This is a genomic window from Nocardia sp. NPDC051833, from assembly GCF_040681225.1.
Lineage (GTDB): Bacteria > Actinomycetota > Actinomycetes > Mycobacteriales > Mycobacteriaceae > Nocardia.
In genome coordinates this window covers 3,521,153-3,539,440 of record NZ_JBFAYK010000001.1, presented here as the reverse complement: position 1 = coordinate 3,539,440, position 18,288 = coordinate 3,521,153, and the positions used below count along the sequence as shown (strand labels likewise).

The window sequence follows — 18,288 nt, the reverse complement described above, 5'->3', positions numbered from 1 at the left end:
GGCCCCTCAGCCCTGGTTGGTGTTCTGTGCCATCAGCAGCACGACGTCGTCGAGCGACGCGCCGCCGAGAATCGCCGCGACCGGCAGATCGCGATCCAGCTCCGCCTTGACCCGCTTGCGGAAGTCCAAGGCCTGCAACGAGTCCAGGCCGAGGGCGACCAGCGGCATGGTGGCGTCGATGGCGTCGGCGCTGTCGCCGCCGATGACCTTCAGCAGTTCGGTGCGCATGCGCAGGTCCAGCGCGACCCCGTCGGCCGGTGCGCCGACCGGCGCGGCCTGCGCCACGACGACGGGCTCGACCGCGACCGGTGCCGGGTCGACCGTCGGCACGGTCGACTCGAGTCCGGTGAGCACCGAGGACAGCCCGAACGCGCCGAGCACCTCGCGCAGGAAGTCCCAGTCGGCGGCGATGATCATGCCGTCGCGGGCGGGCAGCGCGAGCCCGGCCTCGATCGCGTCGGCGGGCACCATCGGGAACACGCCGGCCTCTTCGACGCGCGCGAAGCCCGCGTCGTCCAGCGGACCGGCCACGCTCCACAGGCCCCACTGGAGGCTGGCCGCGTCGATGCCGCGGGCCCGCAGCCTGCGGGCGGCCACGTCGAGCATGCGGTTGGTCACCGCGTACAGGATCTGTCCGCGTCCGCCCAGGGTCGCGGCCATGGACGAGCACAGCAGCACGCGCACGCCGTCCGCCAGCGGCGCGGCGTCGACGAGGTTGTCCAGGCCGCGCAGCTTGGCGCCAGCGGCGGTGCGCACGTCCTCGGCGGTGATCTTCTCGAGTTCGGCGTCGACGTAGTTGACGGCGGCGTGGATCACCAGGTCGACCGGGCGATCGGCGATCTCGGCGCCGAAGGCGGCCGCGGCCGCCGGGTCGCTGACGTCGCAGGCCCGCACCACGATCTCGGTGCTGCCCAGACCGCGCAGCCGCGCCAGTTCGCCCGCCAGCGCCTCGGTCTCACCGCTGCGGCTGAGCAGGGTGACGCGACCGGCGCCGGTGCGCGCCAGGTGATCGGTGAACCGCAGCCCGAGCTGACCGGTCCCACCGACGATGACCACATGGTCGAGATCGGTACCGAGCGCGCCGGTGTCGGTGGCGGTGTCGAGCACCAGCCGCTTCACGAACACCTTGCCCGCGCGCAGCGCCAGCTCGGCTTCCCCCGTGGAGTGCACGGCGGCGACGATCTTGGCGGCCTGCGCGGCCGCGGGTTCGGAGGCGGCGAGGTCGAGATGCCGGAACAGGATGCCGGGGTGCTCGATGCCGACACTGCGGAAGCCCGCGGTGACGCCCGACTGGAACAGCGCGGGAATCGGATCTCCGTCGTGCACGGACTCACCGCCGACGGTCAGCAGCCAGCACTCGCCGCCGGGACGCAGCGCGGACAGCGCCGTAGCCCAGGCGCGGTCGGCGTAGAAGCCGGTCAGCGCGTCGATGGCGGCGGCGGTGTCGTCGGCGGCGGTCTCGGGCAGCAGGACGACCACGGTATCGGCGGCCGAGCCGTCACCCAGGGTGAAAGCCGTTGTGCCGGAGGCCAGATCGGCCGGTCCGAGGACGCGCGCACCGGCGCCGTGCCGGTCGGCGGCCGCGAGCAGCGCGGTGGCGAGGTCGGCGCATTCGCCGGTGTGGTCGACCAGCAGCAGGTTGCGCGGCGCGGTGAGCGAGCGGCGCTGCAGCGGGCTCCACTGTTCCACCAGCCGTTGCGGTTTCGGCGTGCTGACGACCAGCTCGGCCGGGGTCTCGTTGACGCCGAGCGGCGCCCACAGCCGCTTGGGCGCGGTGACGGTGTGCGGGAAATCGCGCAGCGGCAGGGTGACGGTGTCGTCGACGCGCAGGGCGTCCCAACGGTAGTCGGCGTCGAGGACGGCGACCTGGGCCAGGTTGCGGGTGAATTCCGAGAGCCCGTCGGCCGAGCGCAGCGAGGTGCCGAGCACGCGGAAGTCACGCGGGGGCAGGCCGGGCCGGTTCGGGACCAGGCTCAGGTTCTCCTGCAGCGCCAGTTGCAGCACCGGGTGCTCGGCGACCTCGATCATCAGATCGACACCGTCACGGCCGGCGCCGATCACGGCGCGATCGAACCGGACGCGGTTACGCAGGTTCCAGAACCAGTACTCCTCCTGCTTGAGGTCCGGCGTGATCACCTCGCCCAGGGTCGCGCCGTAGCAGGGGATCTCGGAGGCGGTGAAGGTCGGCGCGCTCATCTCGTCACCGAGGAAGCCTTCGAAATCCGCCCGTACCTCGGCGACGATGGAGGTGTGCGCGGGGAAGGCGACCCGGATCTCCCGCGCGAACTGACCGCGTGCGGTGGCCGCCGCCACCAGTTCGACGACGGCACCGCGTTCGCCGGAGATCGCGATGATGTGCGGCGAGTTGACGACCGCCAGCTCGGCCCAGCCGGAGTTGCGCGCCATCAGCGCTTCCACGCTCTCGCGGTCCATGCCGAAGACCGCCATCGAATAGCCGCGCGGGGACAGCCGGTCCGCGAGCAGGGCGCGATGGGTCACCGCGAGCACCGAGTCGCGCAGCGTCATCACCCCGGACACCGCGCCCGCGGCGAGCTCGCCCTGGCTGTGGCCGATGGTCGCGTGCGGTTCCACACCGGCGGCCCGCCACGCGGCGGCCAGTCCGGTCATGTGGAACATCAACGCGGGCTGCACTTCCCACACCTCGTCCTCGTACTGCCCCTCGTGGCCGAGCAGGTAGTGCAGCGGCTTGGAGTGGCCGAACCGTTCGGCGTGGATGGCGGCGCACTCGTCGACGACGGCGCGGTAGGCCGGCGAGAGCTCGTAGAACACCGCGCCCATACCGGGACGCTGGCTGCCCTGACCGGGGAAGACGAAGCCGATGCGGCGGGGCCCGGCGGGCGCGTCGGCCCGGACCACCGCGGGATGGTCGGTGTCGGTGGCGATCGCGTCGAGCGCGGCCAGCAGGTCGGTCCGCGCGTCGCCGGTGGTCGACGGCGACGCCAGCACCAGGGCGCGGCGACGACGGGCCACCCGGGTGCGGAACAGCATGTCCGCCAGGCGTTCCGGGGTCACCTCGGCATGCGCCGCGACATAGGCGCGCAGGCCGGCGGCCTCGGCGCGCAGGCCGTCGACGCTGTCGGAGGACAGCAGGACGGGAACGGTGCCGTCGGGCAGACGGTACTCAGCCATGGTTGGTCTCCTCCAGCACCGGCAGGCCGACGATGGCGTGCGCGTTGGTTCCCGCGACGCCGAACGAGGACACCGCGCCGTAGCGCATGCCGTCCGCGCGCGGCGCCCAGTCGGTGAGTTCGGCGGCGAGCCGCAGACTGGTCGTGTCCCAGTCGAGGTCGGTGGTCGGGGCGTCGGCCCACAGGCTCGGCGCGATCGCGCCGTGCGCGCCGCACAGCAGCACCTTGATCAGGCCGAGCATGCCCGAGGCTGCCTGGGCATGCCCCGCGTTGGACTTCACCGAGCCGAGCAGCGGTCCGTCGGCGCCGCGCTCGGGATCGCCGTACGTGGCGGCCAGCGCGGTCAATTCGAGCGGATCGCCGACGGCGGTACCGGTGCCGTGCCCCTCGATCAGGCCGATGTCGTGCGCGCTGATCCCGGCGGCGGCGACGGTGGCCTCGATGAGCCGCTGCTGCGCCTGCGCGCTCGGCACCGCGATCGGCGCGCCCGCGCCGTTGTGGTTGACCCGCGAGCCGAGCAGCCGACCGTAGATCCGGTGCCCGAGCGCCCTGGCCCGCGATTCCCGTTCCAGCACGACGACGCCGGCGCCCTCGCCCCACAGCGTCCCGGTCGGGTCGGCGGCGTAGGAGCGGCAGTGGCCGTCGGTGGCCAGGGCGTTGTTCTTGGAGAACTCGTAGAACGCGCCGGGCGAGCCCATCACGCAGACGCCACCGGCCAGCGCCCAGTCGCATTCGCCCGCGCGAATGGCCGACGCGGCCTGATGCACGGCCGTCAGCGACGAGGCGCAGGCGGTGTCCACGCTGATCGACGGGCCGACCAGGCCGAGCCCGTGCGAGATGCGCCCGGCGACCGCGCCGAGCGCGGTACCGGTGGCCCGGTAGCCGCTGTAGTCGTTGACCCCGGCCACGCGCGGCCCGTACTCGGTCGCCGAGACGCCCATCCAGACGCCCGCCGAATCACCGTCGAGCGCACCGGGATTGATGCCGGCGTGCTCGAGCGCCCGCCAGGCCACCCGCATGGCCACCCGCTGCTGCGGGTCCATGGCGACCGCCTCGCGCGGGGTGATGCCGAAGTACTGTGCGTCGAATTCGGTGGCGCCGTCGAGGAAGCCGCCCGCGTCGCGCACGGCGGCCCAGCCGTCGAGCCTGCCGAGGGCGAGCAGCTCGTCGAGCGGCCACTCGCGGTCACGCGGGAACGGGCCGATCAGTTCGCGGCCCTCGGCCAGCGCCGACCAGAACGCGGGCAGGGTGTCCACGCCGCCGGGCGCCTCGACGCCCATGCCGACGATGACGATGGGGTCGTTGCTCGGCTCACTCATCGGGCGAGCGCCTGACCGGCGAGTACCTCGGCGATGCCATCGATGTTCTCGTCGATGTAGAAGTGGCCGCCGGCGAACAGGTTCACCTCGAGCTCGGCGCTGGTGCTGGTCTGCCACGCGTAGAGATCGCGGGGGCCGACGAAGGGATCGTCGTCGCCGCCGAGCACCAGCAGGGGCGCGGCGACCTGGACGTCGGTGCCGCAGGAGTAGGCGTCGAAGGCGCGGTAGTCGGCCTTGAGCACCGGCAACGCCATCCGCATGACCTCACGGCTGGCCATCACGTCGGCGCCGGTGCCGTTGAGGGCGGCCATGTGGTCGAGCAATTCCTCGTCCTCGGTGGGATGCCCGGGGAGCTCGGCGATCCGGTGCGGTGCGGCCGCCGCGGAGGCCACCAGCAAACGCACGGGCAACCCGGCGGCCTCGGCCAGCCGGACGAACTCGAACGCGACGATGGAGCCCATGCTGTGGCCGAAGACGGTCAGCGGGGCGCCGGTGTCGTGGGCGGAGCCGCGGAAGGCCTCGAAGGCGCCGGCGGCGAGCTCGGGCAGGGTCTCGGCGGCGGCGTCACGCACGCGATCCTGGCGGCCGGGGTACTGGATCACCACGGTGTCGAAGTCCTGGGCCATACGCTTGGTGAACACCCGGTAGGCGGAGGCACCGGCGCCCGCGTGCGGGAAGACGATCAGCGGCGGTAGGGAGTCGGTCCTGGGAGCCTGGAATTGCCGGATCCAGCCGAGTTCTCTTGCCATGTCGTTCTCCCTCACCGGTCGCGCACACGCTGCGCGGCCGTTTCGCACTGTCCAACGCCGTGCCTACGCACGGGCCCGCCCGGCGCGGTCGTCCGGGACCGGGGCGAATCCTGTTGCGCCCGAGGCCGACCTGTTCGGTCGCACCCGGCAACCACCGGGCGATCGGTCGGGCAACAGTAACACCCGGGCATTAGTATAGGCTAGCCTTACCAATCCAGGTGACCAAGGTTACGATTGAACGGAGCACCCAGGAGATGACCCCCGCCGGGACCCCCTACGCGCTACCCCGCGAGCAGACCGATCTGCCCGCCGAGGTGGCCGCCACGCCGGCGCCGGCACTGCCGATCTTCGCGGCACCCTTCGCCCTGCGCGTCGCCGACCCGGACGGCACCGACCCCGAACTGCTCGCCGAGTGGATGGCCCGCCCGCACCTGGTCGAATCGTGGGAACAGGACTGGGACGTCGAGCGCCGCCGCGCCGATTTCCAGACCCAGCTGGCCGGAACCTATTCGCGGCCCTGCATTCTCAGCCTCGACTTCGCCGTGCTCGGCGAGCCGGAACTCGGCGTCCGCGACATTGCCTACATCGAGCTCTACCGCGCGGCCAAGGACGAGATCGGCAGGCTCTACGACGCCGCACCCGGCGACATCGGCTTCCACATCGCCACCGCCGACACCAGGGTGATCGGCAAGGGCATCATGTCCGCCTGGATCTCGACCATGGCCGCGGCCGTCTTCGCCGCCAATCCCGAGTGCCGCCGGATGCTCGGCGACCCGGACCACCGCAACCGGGCCATCTGCCGCAGCTTCGACAAGATCGGCTGGCACCTCGTCGGCGAGTTCGACGTCCGCCCGACCCGCCGCATCGCGCTCTACGCGACCCCGCGCACCCCGGACGACCTCCCGATCCCGCGCGCCTGAGCAGCCGACGGCAACAGCCCCGCGCCTTCCGGTGCGGGGCTGTTGTTCGTTCGGTGCCTCAGCGCGCGGCGAGGTGGTTCGCACCGGCGCGTGCCCGGGCGGGCTCGGTGCGCAGCACGCGGTCCGAGAGCTCGCCGAGGCAGCTGAGATTGGGGAACCCGGGGCCCTGGGCCATCGCGGCCATGTTCGGCAGGTACAGCTTGCCCGCCAGCCCGGTGACGGCCAGGTCATAGCCGATCGAGGACTCGATCCGCTGCTGGGTCAGCGGGCCGCCGACGGCGAGCTCGAGCAGGTCGGTGCTCTGCTGGTCGAACAGGTCGAGGAACCACAGCGGCTGACCGCCGGTGGCGTCGACCACCAGGTCGAAGTTGTGCACCTGATCGGCGCGCAGCTCGTTGGACAGCGTGAGCGCCAGCGCCTCGCCCTGCGGCGCGATCTTGGTGACCCGGCCCTGCAGGTGGTGCACCCGGTTGTCGCCGAGCAGGCTCTCCTGCACACGCACCGAGAACACGCCGCGGTCGGTGCGCCGGATGACATCCCGGCGCTCCTGGATGCTCAGCGCGTTCCACTTCACCGGATCGCTGAACAGCGAGTTCTCGAAGAAGCTCTCGCCGCGGGTGTAGAGGGTGGCCATCGGCGAGATCACCGAGATGGTGAGCATCTCGTGCCGGACGAGCTCGTCCAGGGCCGAGCCCGCGGTCTCGCCGCCGCCGATCACCGCGGCGCGGGAGGCGGCGGGCAGGCTGCGCTTGCCCGCGAGGTCCCAGAACTCGGCGATGCTGAGCACGCGCGGGTGTTCGGCCAGCGCGCGGCTGCTGCGGCCGGGGCCGGTGATCATCAGGCCGTCGGCGGTGAGCTCGGTGCGGGCGCCGTCGGCGTCGACCACGTCGACCTGCCACTGGTCACCGATGCCGTTGCCGTCGTTGCGGATCCGCTCGACCCGGCCGAGCACGAGCTCGAGGTCGATGGACTTGGCCACCCACTGCAGGTACTTGGCCCACACATGATGCTGCGGGCTCGGCCTGCCGCGGTCGATCCACTCGGCGTAGGTGCCGTGCTCGATCAGGAACGAGGTCCAGCTGAACGCGGCCATCGCCTGATCGATGTCGCGGTTGCGGCCGCGCGCCCAGGTGGAGTGGTACGGGAAGCCGATGTCCTTTTCGGGGCTGGTGCCCAGGCGATGCTGACCGTCGGTCCAGCCGCCGGTGGGCAGCCAGTTGCCGCCGACCGCGTGCGATTCGACGACGACCACGCGGGGCGCGGGCAGGCCGAGGGTGCGCAGGACATGCGATTTCGCAGCCACCGCAAGGGCTTTCGGCCCCGCGCCGACTACCAGGAGGGTTTCCACCGGTTCGTTCTCCACTCTCTCACGCATTGCGCGCCGGGATCGTCCACAGGGCGATTGCCCGGACACGATCCCCATATTTGCATAGGCTTACCTTATCTGGCCAGTGTGACCCCCGCGTGCCTATGCAGACAAATTAGTGACCTTAGGCTAACCTAACGGCATGGGTAAGGGATTGAACGGCCTGATCACCAAGGCCTGGGGCGGCGCCGACTACAAGCTGACGGTGACATCCAACGAGCAGATCACCGACAAGTTCCTCCGGATCGGTGTCGATCTCGGCGGCCTGCTCGCCGATCACCCGGTGCACCCCACCCAGTGGATCCGCCTGTGGATTCCGGACGCCGAGAGCGACAAGCTGCACCACCGCGGCTACACCCTCGTCGACCCGGACCCGGAGACCGACACCGCCTACATCGACTTCGCGCTGCACAACGGCCCCGCCGCCGACTGGGCCCGGCGCGCCAAGCCGGGCGACCCGCTCGACGCCACCGTCCTCGGCTCGGACTTCCAGCTGCCGGAGCAGACCCCGAGCGAGTACGTCGTCTTCGGTGACACCGCCTCGCTGCCCGCCATCAACTCGCTGCTCGACGCCATCGGCGACACCCCGGCGCGGGTCTGGCTGGAGTGGCAGTACGAGTCCGACCAGACCATCCCGGTGCGCAACAAGCCGCACCACCAGCTCACCTGGCTGCAGCGCGTCGACGACGGCCGCCTGATGCGCGAGGCCGCGCTGGAGATCGAGTGCGCCGCGGACGCCTTCGCCTGGGTGGCCTGCTGCGGGCAGACCACCCGCTCGATCGTGAAGACCCTCAAGGGCCAGCACGCGCTGCCCAAGACCGCAATCAAGTCGCAGGCGTACTGGAAGTAGGTCATCCCCGAGGCCGACCGCGGGTCGGTCTCGGTGCTGATGCGGGCGTGGTGAGCACTGCGGCAAGCTGATCGGACAAGTCGGGAACACCCGAGCCGTCCGGAGCGAATCGAGCCGCCGTGTCCGTCATCGATGCCGTTGTGCTGTTCGCCTCCGTGGCGCTCGCGATCACACTGGTCGCCGCGCCACGGATCGGCAGGCGGGTGGCGCCGTTCGCGCTGCCGGTGCTGATCATCGGCGCGCTGCTGCTGTGGGTGCTCGAGGGCTACTGGCACTGGTGGCCGCTCTACCCGCTGCTCGCGCTGATGTTCGCGTTCGTGGTGACCGATGTCGCCGGAACGCGCCGCCGCGCGTGGTTTCGCGCAGGCATCGGCGTGCTGGCGGCGGTGTCGATCCTGCCGTGGACGGTGCCGCCGTCGCCCGAGCTCCCCGCACCCACCGGCCCGTACGCGGTCGGGTCGGAGATCTTCCGCTGGGTCGACGAGCGGCGGCCCGAGCCGGTGACCGCGGCGGAGGACCGGCGCAATGTCGTTGTCCAGGCGTGGTATCCGACCGAGCTGACCTCCGGCAGGCAGTGGGTGTACCTCGACGGGCAGGACAGTCTGCCGTCGCGAGTGTCCGGGATTCCGGGATTTCTGCTGTCGGACACCATCATCGACACACACGCGACCGCCGACGTTCCGGTGTCGCCAGCGCGGGAACACTGGCCGGTGGTGCTGTTCTCCCCCGGCTACGGCGCGCCGCGCGCGTTCTACTCGGGGCTGATCGCCGATCTGGCCAGTCGCGGATTCGTCGTCCTGGCGATCGACCACCCCTACGAGTCGGCGGTGACCGAGCTCGCCGACGGCACCGTCGCCACCACCGTCGAGAACATCGCCGCGGACGATCCCGACGCCATCCGCTATATGACCGAGCGCCTCGAAACCCGCACGGCCGACCTGCGATTCGTCCTCGACCAGCTCGCCCGGCCCGAGGTCATCGGCCCGCTGGCGGGCCACGTCGACCTCGGTAATGCGACCGCGATCGGGCATTCCCTCGGTGGCGCCGCCGCCCTGTCGGCTCTGGCCGCCGACCCCCGGCTCACCGCCGCGGCCAATCTCGACGGCACCCTCTACGGCGATCTGCCCGAGCGCGCGCTGGATCGCCCGGTCCTGCTCCTGGAGAGCGACCACGAGGTGACCGGCCACTCCCAGCGCTACCTCGACGGCAATCGCGGTGTGCTGGAACGCTTGCGCGCCCCCGGCTTCCGCTACGAGTTCGGCGACGCCGACCACTTCGGATTCACCGACGTCCCCCGATTCCTCGCCGCCCCGGTGCGTTTCGTGGTGACCAGGTTCGCGGGCGGATCGCGCCCCGCCGCCGACACCCAGCGCACCGCCAACGACATCCTGACCCCGTTCCTGCTCGGCCGGACCACCGAGGTCGCCGCCGCCGCGGCGGATCATGCCGGGGTCACGGGCGGACCGGTGCCGCGCTGACGAGGCGTGCTGGCGGGCACGGGCGATTTCGGCCAAGGTGGACAGCGGAACGCAGTACCGATCCCACACCCGCGAGGAGTACGCCGTGTCCGTTCTCGACGAAAGCACCCCCTTCGGCGCCACGGTCGCCCAGCGCCTGGCCGACGAGCACGTCCTCTGGCTGACCACGATCGGCGCCGACGGCACCCCGCAGCCGAACCCCGTGTGGTTCCTGTGGCAGGACGGCACCTTCCTGATCTACACCATGCCCGAGGCCAAGCGGCTGCACCATCTCGCCCGCAATCCGCGGGTCGCGCTGAACTTCAACAGCTCCGCCTCCGGTGGCGACGTGGTCGTGTTCGCCGGCGCGGCGCGCGTCGGCGAGGCGGTGTCCGCCGCCACGGTCGCCGACTACAGCCGCAAGTACACGCAGGGCTTCGTGGACATCAAGATGACCGAGGCCGAGTTCTTCGACACCTACTCGGTCCCGATCCACATCACCCCGGATCACCTGCGCGGCTTCTGAGCACACGAAAGGGCCGTCTCGTCGAGCGAGACGGCCCTTTCGGCGCACCGATCAGACGGCGACGGGCTCCAGGCGCCAGCCGGTGGCCCGCTCGCGCTCGTTCCAGAACGCGGCGTAGCGGCCGCCGAGTTCCAGCAGCTCCTGGTGGGTGCCGCGCTCGGCGATGCGGCCGCCGTCGAGGAACAGGATCTGGTCGGCGTGCGCGATCGTCGAGAGCCGGTGCGCCACCACCAGCACCGTCTTGTCCCTGGTCAGTTCGTGGATGCCACGGACGACGACGGCCTCGCTGTGCGGGTCCAGCGCGCTGGTCGCCTCGTCGAGCAGCACGATCGGGGCGTCCTTGAGCAGGGCCCTGGCGATCGACACGCGCTGGCGCTCACCACCGGACAGCGACGCGCCGCCCTCGCCGACCATGGTGTCGAAACCGTCGGGCAGCCGCTCGACGATCTCGTCGACCCTGGCCGCGACGGCCGCGCGGTCGAGTTCGGCGTCGGTGGCGTCCGGCTTGCCGATGCGGATGTTGTCGGCGACCGAGCGGTTGAACAGGTAGACGTTCTGGAAGACCAGCGAGAGCTGGTCGAGCAGCGTGTCCGAGGGCTGTTCGCGCACATCGTGTTCGCCGACCGAGACCGCGCCGGAGCTCACGTCGTAGAAGCGCGCGGCCAGCCGCAGCAGCGTGGTCTTGCCCGCGCCGCTCGGCCCGACGATGGCCGTGGTGGTCCCGGCGGGCACGGTGAAGCTCAACTCCGAGAGGACGGGTTCACCGGGCCGGTAGCCGAAGCTCACGTCATCGAAGACCACGGCGGGCGCGCCCGGTGTCACCGGCTCGGTGGGCGCGGGCAGCGTCGGCTCGGCCAGCAGATCGGTGATCCGGTCCGCGGCCGCGGCGGCCGAGCGCAGCGCGGCGCCGAGCTGGGCGGCCTGGTTCACCGGTTCGATGAAGCGCGAGCTCACCGCGATCAGCGCGATCGCCGCGGCCGCCGAGATCGAGCCGTCGGTCACCTGCACCACCGCGATGTAAGCCAGGACCAGGAACACGGCCTGCACGAACAGCGCGAAGACGATCAGACCCGGCACGGTCGCGACCATCATCTTGCGCACCGCCGACCGCTGGCCGACCAGCGCGGCGTCGAGCGCCTTGTTGCCCGCGCCGACCGCGCCGAACGCGCGCAGCACCGGCTGCGCCTGGGCGAATTCCACCACCCGCGAGTCGGCCTCGGCCGCGGCGGTGTGCAGCCGGGCGTCGGCGCCGGTGTAGGCGCGGTTGGCGAGGTTGTTCACCAGGTACAGCACGGGCGCGGCGAGCAGCATGGCCAGCCCGATCCGCCAGTCGATGAACAGCATGCCGACGGCCACCACCAGCGGCACGATGATGCCGGTGAGCACCTTGGTGAGCAGGTAGGCGATCAGGCCCTGCATCTCGCGGACCTGCTCGACCATGACCCGCGAGAGCGGGCCCGCGTCGCGGTCGGAGAACCAGCCCAGCGGCAGCGCGTTGAGCTGATCGCCGAGCCGGGTCTGCAGGCCACGCTGCATACCGAGGCCGATCCGCAGACCGATGACGGCCTGCAGGTAACCGAAGACGACCACGCCCGCCACGGCCGCGCCCATGCCGAGCGCCCACACCCAGGCGCCGCGCAGGTCGTCGCCGAAGAGCGCTTCCAGCACCGGGACCAGCAGCAGATACGCGATGGCCTGGCACAGTGCCTGCACCACGATGGCGGCGAGCAGGCGCGGGATCAGCGGGGCGAGCTCGTCGGGGACGAGGCGGAAAACCTTGCGAATCATCGTGTTTCCTCCACCAGGGCGAGCGTGCCGAGCGCGGCCTCGTTGATCTCCCAGAGCCGCTGATACAGCCCGCCCGCGGCGCGCAGCTCGGTGTGCGTGCCCTGTTCGACGAGCGTTCCGTTCTCCAGCACCAGGATCCGGTCGACGCCGGTGATGGTGTGCAGCCGGTGCGCGATCACCAAGACGGTGCGGCCCGCCACCAGCGCGGCCAGCGCGTCCTGGACGGCGGCCTCGGACTCCGGGTCGGCGAAGGCGGTCGCCTCGTCGAGGACCAGGATCGGGGTGTCGGCCAGCAGCGCGCGAGCGATCGAAAGACGCTGGGCCTCACCGCCGGACAGGGTCGCGTCGACGCCGATCTCGGAGTCGTAGCCGCGCGGCAGCGCCATGATCCGGTCGTGGATCTGCGCGGCCCGGCTCGCCCGCTCGATCGCCGCTTCGTCGGCGTCGGGCCGCGCGAGCAGCAGGTTCTCCCGGATCGAGCCGCGGATCAAGCGCACATCCTGGAACACGAATCCGACGGTGCGGTACAGCTCTTCGCTGGTGAACTCGCGAATGTCGCGGCCGTCGATGGTGATCCGGCCCGCGCCCACGTCGTAGAAGCGGGGCAGCAGTTTGGCCAGCGTCGATTTGCCGGAGCCGCTCGGGCCGACCAGAGCGGTGATGGTGCCGGGGGTCAGCTCGAGGTCGAGGCCGCGCAGCACGTCATGGCCGGTGCGGTAGGCGAATTCGACGCCATCGAAGCGCACGACGCCGTCCTGGCCCGCCGCCGGGGCGGCGGTCGCCGCGACGATGTCGAGTTCGGGCGTCTGCTGCAGTTCGTGCAGGCGCAGCGCCGCGGCGCCACCGGCCCGCAGTGCCTGCGACCCGTAGCCGAGGCCGAGCAGCGAGCTGCCGATACCCAGGCCCACCAGCAGGAACGGCAGCAGGTCGAGCGGATTCACCCAGTCGAGGCCGACGAACGCCAACCCGCCGACGACCACGATCAGCATGACGAAGACCGGCATGACCACGATGTCGGAGGCCGACTGCACGCGCAGGATCGGCATCTTCATCCGATGCGCGGCCTGCACCTGACCGTCCACGGCGTGCTGGAACTCGGTGTGCGCCTTGCCCGCCTGGCCGAATGCCCGCACCACCTGGATGCCGTCGACGAATTCGATGGTGGCTTCGGCGGTCCGGCGTTCCCAGCGGGTGTAGACGGCGAGACGGTCGCGGCCGTCGCGGTCCATGATCTTGCCGAACAGGAAGAAGTAGGCGATCAGCGGAATCAGCAGCACCAGGGTGAGCCGCCAGTCGACGGTGAACAGATAGCCGAGGGTGACCAGCGGGACCACCAGCGCGCCGACGAACTCCAGCCGGGCATGGGCGACGAGGTAGTGCAGTGCCTCCACGTCGTCGCGCAGATAGGTCTTGACCTCGCCGGAGCTGCGCTCACCGAACCAGCCCAGCGGGACCCGGGTGAGCTTGTCGGCCAGGGCCCGGCGCAGCGTCAGCTGGTAGCCGGCGTCCAGCGCGTGCGACCAGGTGAGGGCGGCGGCCTGCAGCAGCGCGCGCACGACCAGCACGACCACGGCCGCGCCGAACAGCCACCACACCCGATCGGTGTCGACCGGGGACTCCAGCAGTTCCCGGCAGGCGGCCACGATCAGCAGGAACGGCACGACGGTGCAGACCGAGGCGACCGCGACGAGCAGGCTCGCCACCGTCAGCATCCCCGACACCGGTGCCAGGATCTCCTTGCGCGCCTGCGCTTCCTGTTGTTTCTGCGCTTTCGCGGCCGCCTTGGGCAGCCGGTTCCCCGACTCCGCCCCCGGCGGCGGCGCTACCTGCACCGTCATAACTTCTCGCCCTCTCGACCTGTCCACGGCAACGTGCCAAGGGTAGGTTAGCCTAAGTTGAGCGGTTGTGGCCGACCGGGGAAGCTTGTGTGAACTGGCGGTCAACCCCCTCGGCAATTCGACATTCCGGGCGTAATTTCTCCTCTACCTCCGAATCCTTTCTCGCGGCGGGAGAGCGAAAATGTTTGTCACGTCAATAATTTCGGCGACTGCGGACTGCCATATCGACCCCGGTCATCTGACACCCGACCAAGCGCATCGGGCCATGCAGATTCATCTCGAATGCAGCGTCGATCTGTGCCGGGTCCGCAGACGCGCGCGGCACACCCTCGTCGAGGCGAAATTGATGGTCCTCGACCAGCGCGCGGGCTGATTGGCCGGGAGAATTCCGGGAAACCTTTTCTCGTGTTCACTCCACTGCCCTCCGCGGCCGCCTGGACGCATCACGAGGCGCGCACCGGATTCGAAGTGACCTATTTCCGCGACGGCGATCGCGGCGTGCTCATCGAGGGCTGCGCGACCGCCGTCGAGGACGGTCTCACCTGGGCGATCGACTACCGCCTGCGGGTCGACGGCAGCTGGCACACCAGGTCGGCGCAGATCACCGGCCGCTACCCCGATACCCGGCGCTCGCTCACCCTGCAGTCCGACGGGCTCGGGCGCTGGCAGCTCGACGGAACGCCTGCCCCCGAGCTCGACGGGTGTCTCGACGTCGACCTCGAGGCGTCGGCGTGCACGAACGCGCTGCCGGTGCACCGGCTGGGGCTGACGGTCGGCGACGCGGCCGACGCGCCGGCGGTCTACGTTCGCGCCGCCGACCTCGAGGTCATCCGGCTGCCCCAGCACTATCGGCGGATCACCGATGGCGCAGGTCAGCGCTATGACTATCGGGCGCCGACGCTAGATTTCCAGGCCACGCTGGACTACGACGAGGCCGGGCTGATCGTCGACTATCCGGGGCTGGCGCGCCGTCACGCCTGAGCGCCGACGAGACTGGCGGTATGCGACGCAGGCAGCAGCCGCCGCTGCCCAAGCGGCACGGCCTCGATCCCGCCCGGCTCCGGCTCCCGGAGGACGGGCACTGGCCGACCGTGCGCGATCACCTGGTCGAGCGGCTGCCGCGGGTCGATCCGGCGCGCATCGACGAGATGCTGAGGGCGGGCGAGATCGTCGATCTGGACGGGCCGCTGGCGCCGGACGCGCCGTTCGTGCCGGGTGGGGCGGTGTGGTTCCACCGGGATCTGCCGGTGGAGACCGAGGTGCCCTTCGAGATCGGGATCGTGCATCGCGACGACGACATCCTGGTCGTCGACAAGCCGCACTTCCTGGCGACCATTCCGCGCGGTCAGCACATCCTGCAGACCGCGCTGGTCCGCCTGCGCCGTGACCTCGACCTGCCCGAGCTGATTCCGGCCCACCGGCTCGACCGGGTGACCGCGGGCCTGATCCTGTTCGTGGTGAACCCGGCGGCGCGCGGGGCGTACCAGACGATGTTCCACCGCCGCACCGTGCGCAAGGAGTACGAGGCCGTCGCGCCCTACGATCCGGCGCTGGCGCTGCCGAGGACCGTGCGCAGCCGGATCATCAAGGAGAAGCAGGTACTCGCCGCGCAGGAGGTGCCCGGCGAGCCCAATGCCGAGACCGAGGTGGAGCTGGTCGAGCACCGCGACGGGCTCGGCCGCTACCGGCTGCGGCCGCACACCGGCCGGACCCATCAGCTGCGGCTGCACATGAACAGCCTCGGCGTGCCGATTCTCGGCGACGATTTCTATCCGGTGGTCACCGACAAATCCGTCGACGACTACACCCGGCCGCTGCAATTGCTGGCCGCGTCGCTCGAATTCACCGATCCGATCAGCGGGCAGCCGCGGCGCTTCGAGACAGCGCGCAGTCTGCAAGCGTGGACGGACCTGTCCGGATGGTCCGGATCGGCTGTCGAGTAGCTCACAGGAGATTCATCGCACCGTTTCCATTCTGTGATATTTCCGTACACTCGGTCGGGTGCCCGTACCCGCCACCGTCGCCGATCCCCGGCCCAAGCTGCACGCCTACGTCGATATCGCCGTGGTCGTCGTGGTGCTGGCCTGCACCAATCTGATCGCGCACTTCACCACGGCGTGGGCCAATATCGTCACCGTGCCGGTCGCGGCGTTCGCACTGCTGGCGCTGATGCGCAAGCGCGGGCTCGGCTGGGCCGAACTCGGCCTGTCGCCCCGGCACTGGCGCCGCGGCACGATCTACGCGCTCGGCGCGGTCGGCATCGTGCTCACCGCCGTCGCGATCGGCGCGATCCTGCCGATCACCCGGCCGTTCTTCCTCGCCGACCGGTACGCGACCATCTCCGGCGCGCTGATCGCGTCGATGATCGTCATCCCGTTGCAGACGGTGATCCCCGAGGAACTCGCCTTCCGCGGTGTGCTGCACGGCACGCTCGACCGGGTGCTCGGCGTCCGCGGGCTGTTCGCGGCGGGCTCGCTGCTGTTCGGCTTCTGGCACATCGCCTCCTCGCTCGGGCTGACCAGCGGCAACAAGGGCCTGTCCGGGATCGTCGGCGGCGGACTCGTCGGTCAGGTCGTCGGCATCGCCCTCGCCGTCGCGGCCACCGCGGGCGCGGGCGTGGTGTTCACCTGGCTGCGCAGGCGCAGCGGCAGCCTGCTCGCCCCGATCGCCCTGCACTGGTCGCTCAACGGCGCGGGCGCCCTAGCCGCTGCCGTCGTCTGGCACACCGCGCTGAGCTGAGTCAGATCTCGTCGGCCAGGGCCGGGTCGGTGGCCCGGACGGCGGCGAACACATTCGCGCAGACCGTCACCAGGTCGTCGGGGTGGGTGGTGCGGCCGTCCATCAGCCAGTCGACCAGCAGGTGGTTCACGCCGCCGACCACCGTCACACACGTCAGGCGGCTGCGTTCGGGCAGCGGCTGGGCCCGCGCGGCGGCCCACAGGCCCGCGACCAGCTCCGCGTAGTCACGCAGCACGCCGTGCCTGCGCTGCTCCATCCGCGCGGAGACGCCGACCACCTCGATCAGCACCACCCTGGCGCGGCGCGGGTCCTCGGTGAGATAGCCGATGAAGGCGGCCAGGCCCGCGGTGATCACGTCGTCCAGGCGGGACCCGGCCGTTCCCAGTGCCGCGACCGTGCGCTCGCGGAGCTGGGCGGTCGTCTCGTCGTAGAGCGTGGCCAGGCAGGCTTCGCGGTCGCGGAACGATTCGTAGAAATAGCGCTCGGTGAGACCGGCGATCCCGCACAGCTGCTTGACCGTGCCCGCCGCGTACCCCTGGGTGCCGAAGAGTTCGAGCGCGGCGTCGAGCAACGCGGTTCGGCGCTGCTGGACTCGCTCCGCAGAGGTCCGTCCCGAGTACCGCCGACCCGCCGGTCGATCGGCGGACTGCTCTGTCATCGAAGTCTGTCCTTCTGTGCGACTGCGTGGAATACTAGGCCACAATTTCTGACATGACGACATGTCAGAAGCGCTGTTTCCGCTGGATCGAAAGGCTTCGCCGATGAAACGCACCCATGCCGGCTCGGTCGTCGCGGTGACCGGCGGCGCCGCGGGCATCGGCCGCGAGATCGCCCGGCAGTTCGCGGTCGCGGGCGCGCGCGTCTGCATCGGTGACCTGTCCGGCACGGCGGCCCGCACCACGGCCAGGGAGCTCCCCGGCACCGTGCACGGGTGCGAACTCGACGTCACCGACGAGCGGTCGTTCCACAATTTCCTCGCCACCACCGAGGCCCTGCTCGGGCCGATCGACGTGCTCGTCAACAACGCGGGCGTGATGTGGGTCGGCGCGTTCGACACCGAACCCGATACCGCCACCACCCGGATGATCGCGGTGAATCTGCACGGCGTCATCCGTGGCGTGCGGCTGGCCGCGCCCGCGATGCGCACGCGTCGGCGCGGACACATCGTCACGATCGCCTCGGCCGCGTCCCGGCTGTCCCCGCCCGGCGAATCCACCTACGCGGCAACCAAACACGGCGTGCTCGGCTATCTGACCGGTGTGCGCGAAGAACTTCGGGGCTCCGGCGTGCGGATCTCGGTGATCATGCCGGGTGTCGTCGACACCGAACTGGCGGCCGGAACGGCAACGGGCGCAGCCGAACTCCTGCAACCCGCCGATGTCGCGAAGGCGGTGCTCGGCGTGGTCGAGCGGCCGCGATTCGAGGTCTCCCTTCCCGGCTACATCGGCCCGCTCACGCATCTGGCCGGACTGCTGCCGCAACGGCTGCGCGATATCGTGCTGCGCCGCGCGGTCCCCGACCAGGTGGCGGCGGTCGCGGGATCTTCCGCGCGCGGGAAATACGAGAAGCGCACGCTCTCCTAGATCC

Annotated in this window: 15 protein-coding genes; 8 read left to right on the top strand and 7 right to left on the bottom strand. The window is 70.8% G+C overall.

From position 1 onward, the window contains the following. Positions 1 to 6 precede the first annotated feature (6 nt). The 3 genes from nbtC to AB0L91_RS16040 are packed head-to-tail and all read right to left on the bottom strand — an operon-like array spanning position 7 to position 5,217. Positions 7 to 3,150 carry a nocobactin polyketide synthase NbtC gene (gene nbtC, locus AB0L91_RS16050; RefSeq protein ID WP_365010574.1) on the bottom strand — a complete coding sequence of 1,048 codons (3,144 nt, stop codon included), beginning with the start codon at positions 3,148 to 3,150 and terminating at the stop codon, positions 7 to 9. Further along, on the bottom strand, positions 3,143 to 4,468 hold the full coding sequence (locus AB0L91_RS16045) for a polyketide synthase (protein ID WP_365010572.1): 1,326 nt from the start codon (positions 4,466 to 4,468) through the stop codon (positions 3,143 to 3,145). The genes nbtC and AB0L91_RS16045 overlap by 8 nt, the downstream gene beginning before the upstream one ends. Then, positions 4,465 to 5,217 carry an alpha/beta fold hydrolase gene (locus AB0L91_RS16040; RefSeq protein WP_365010569.1) on the bottom strand — a complete coding sequence of 251 codons (753 nt, stop codon included), beginning with the start codon at positions 5,215 to 5,217 and terminating at the stop codon, positions 4,465 to 4,467. Before AB0L91_RS16040 ends, AB0L91_RS16045 begins: the two co-directional genes overlap by 4 nt. 254 nt (positions 5,218 to 5,471) lie before the next feature. On the opposite strand from AB0L91_RS16040, the gene AB0L91_RS16035 reads away from it, so the two are divergent. Further along, positions 5,472 to 6,137: a GNAT family N-acetyltransferase gene (locus tag AB0L91_RS16035; protein WP_365010566.1), complete on the top strand. Its 666-nt coding sequence runs from the start codon at positions 5,472 to 5,474 to the stop codon at positions 6,135 to 6,137. Between the two features lie 58 nt (positions 6,138 to 6,195). On the opposite strand, the gene AB0L91_RS16030 is transcribed toward AB0L91_RS16035, so the two are convergent. Beyond that, complete coding sequence (locus AB0L91_RS16030) at positions 6,196 to 7,485, bottom strand: SidA/IucD/PvdA family monooxygenase (RefSeq protein ID WP_355271734.1); 1,290 nt, start codon at positions 7,483 to 7,485, stop codon at positions 6,196 to 6,198. Between the two features lie 160 nt (positions 7,486 to 7,645). On the opposite strand from AB0L91_RS16030, the gene AB0L91_RS16025 reads away from it, so the two are divergent. The 3 genes from AB0L91_RS16025 to AB0L91_RS16015 all read left to right on the top strand — a co-directional run bounded on the left by AB0L91_RS16025 (position 7,646) and on the right by AB0L91_RS16015 (position 10,336). Then, on the top strand, positions 7,646 to 8,353 hold the full coding sequence (locus tag AB0L91_RS16025; RefSeq protein WP_365010563.1) for a siderophore-interacting protein: 708 nt from the start codon (positions 7,646 to 7,648) through the stop codon (positions 8,351 to 8,353). 119 nt (positions 8,354 to 8,472) lie between these two features. Further along, the gene (locus tag AB0L91_RS16020) at positions 8,473 to 9,831 is read left to right on the top strand and encodes a hypothetical protein (protein ID WP_365010561.1); all 1,359 of its coding nucleotides are present in this window, start codon (positions 8,473 to 8,475) and stop codon (positions 9,829 to 9,831) included. Between the two features lie 85 nt (positions 9,832 to 9,916). Beyond that, positions 9,917 to 10,336 carry a TIGR03667 family PPOX class F420-dependent oxidoreductase gene (locus AB0L91_RS16015; RefSeq protein WP_365010559.1) on the top strand — a complete coding sequence of 140 codons (420 nt, stop codon included), beginning with the start codon at positions 9,917 to 9,919 and terminating at the stop codon, positions 10,334 to 10,336. A gap of 51 nt (positions 10,337 to 10,387) precedes the next feature. Here AB0L91_RS16015 and AB0L91_RS16010 read toward each other — a convergent pair whose 3' ends face one another. Both AB0L91_RS16010 and AB0L91_RS16005 read right to left on the bottom strand, forming a co-directional pair. Then, on the bottom strand, positions 10,388 to 12,124 hold the full coding sequence (locus AB0L91_RS16010) for an ABC transporter ATP-binding protein (protein WP_365010558.1): 1,737 nt from the start codon (positions 12,122 to 12,124) through the stop codon (positions 10,388 to 10,390). Continuing rightward, the gene (locus AB0L91_RS16005; RefSeq protein WP_365010555.1) at positions 12,121 to 13,962 is read right to left on the bottom strand and encodes an ABC transporter ATP-binding protein; all 1,842 of its coding nucleotides are present in this window, start codon (positions 13,960 to 13,962) and stop codon (positions 12,121 to 12,123) included. The genes AB0L91_RS16010 and AB0L91_RS16005 overlap by 4 nt, the downstream gene beginning before the upstream one ends. Before the next feature lie 405 nt (positions 13,963 to 14,367). Here AB0L91_RS16005 and AB0L91_RS16000 point away from each other — a divergent pair, with 405 nt between their 5' ends. The 3 genes from AB0L91_RS16000 to AB0L91_RS15990 are packed head-to-tail and all read left to right on the top strand — an operon-like array spanning position 14,368 to position 16,701. After that, positions 14,368 to 14,943 carry a putative glycolipid-binding domain-containing protein gene (locus AB0L91_RS16000; protein WP_365010553.1) on the top strand — a complete coding sequence of 192 codons (576 nt, stop codon included), beginning with the start codon at positions 14,368 to 14,370 and terminating at the stop codon, positions 14,941 to 14,943. Positions 14,944 to 14,963: 20 nt separating this feature from the next. Beyond that, complete coding sequence (locus AB0L91_RS15995; RefSeq protein ID WP_365010550.1) at positions 14,964 to 15,905, top strand: RluA family pseudouridine synthase; 942 nt, start codon at positions 14,964 to 14,966, stop codon at positions 15,903 to 15,905. Between the two features lie 58 nt (positions 15,906 to 15,963). After that, on the top strand, positions 15,964 to 16,701 hold the full coding sequence (locus tag AB0L91_RS15990) for a CPBP family intramembrane glutamic endopeptidase (protein WP_365010547.1): 738 nt from the start codon (positions 15,964 to 15,966) through the stop codon (positions 16,699 to 16,701). Between the two features lies 1 nt (position 16,702). On the opposite strand, the gene AB0L91_RS15985 is transcribed toward AB0L91_RS15990, so the two are convergent. Further along, a complete protein-coding gene (locus AB0L91_RS15985; RefSeq protein ID WP_365010545.1) occupies positions 16,703 to 17,359 on the bottom strand; it encodes a TetR/AcrR family transcriptional regulator in 657 nt (218 codons plus the stop codon). 103 nt (positions 17,360 to 17,462) lie between these two features. Between AB0L91_RS15985 and AB0L91_RS15980 the strand changes: the two genes are divergently transcribed. Next, the gene (locus AB0L91_RS15980; protein ID WP_365010543.1) at positions 17,463 to 18,284 is read left to right on the top strand and encodes an SDR family oxidoreductase; all 822 of its coding nucleotides are present in this window, start codon (positions 17,463 to 17,465) and stop codon (positions 18,282 to 18,284) included. Positions 18,285 to 18,288 lie beyond the last annotated feature (4 nt).

Excerpts from the sequence above, each read along its gene's own strand:
- AB0L91_RS16010 (WP_365010558.1), bottom strand. The coding sequence starts at position 12,124 with ATGATTCGCAAGGTTTTCCGCCTCGTCCCCGACGAGCTCGCCCCGCTG.
- AB0L91_RS16035 (WP_365010566.1), top strand. The coding sequence starts at position 5,472 with ATGACCCCCGCCGGGACCCCCTACGCGCTACCCCGCGAGCAGACCGAT.
- AB0L91_RS16040 (WP_365010569.1), bottom strand. The coding sequence starts at position 5,217 with ATGGCAAGAGAACTCGGCTGGATCCGGCAATTCCAGGCTCCCAGGACC.
- AB0L91_RS15995 (WP_365010550.1), top strand. The coding sequence starts at position 14,964 with ATGCGACGCAGGCAGCAGCCGCCGCTGCCCAAGCGGCACGGCCTCGAT.
- AB0L91_RS15985 (WP_365010545.1), bottom strand. The coding sequence starts at position 17,359 with ATGACAGAGCAGTCCGCCGATCGACCGGCGGGTCGGCGGTACTCGGGA.
- AB0L91_RS15980 (WP_365010543.1), top strand. The coding sequence starts at position 17,463 with ATGAAACGCACCCATGCCGGCTCGGTCGTCGCGGTGACCGGCGGCGCC.
- AB0L91_RS16025 (WP_365010563.1), top strand. The coding sequence starts at position 7,646 with ATGGGTAAGGGATTGAACGGCCTGATCACCAAGGCCTGGGGCGGCGCC.
- AB0L91_RS16045 (WP_365010572.1), bottom strand. The coding sequence starts at position 4,468 with ATGAGTGAGCCGAGCAACGACCCCATCGTCATCGTCGGCATGGGCGTC.
- AB0L91_RS16005 (WP_365010555.1), bottom strand. The coding sequence starts at position 13,962 with ATGACGGTGCAGGTAGCGCCGCCGCCGGGGGCGGAGTCGGGGAACCGG.
- nbtC (WP_365010574.1), bottom strand. The coding sequence starts at position 3,150 with ATGGCTGAGTACCGTCTGCCCGACGGCACCGTTCCCGTCCTGCTGTCC.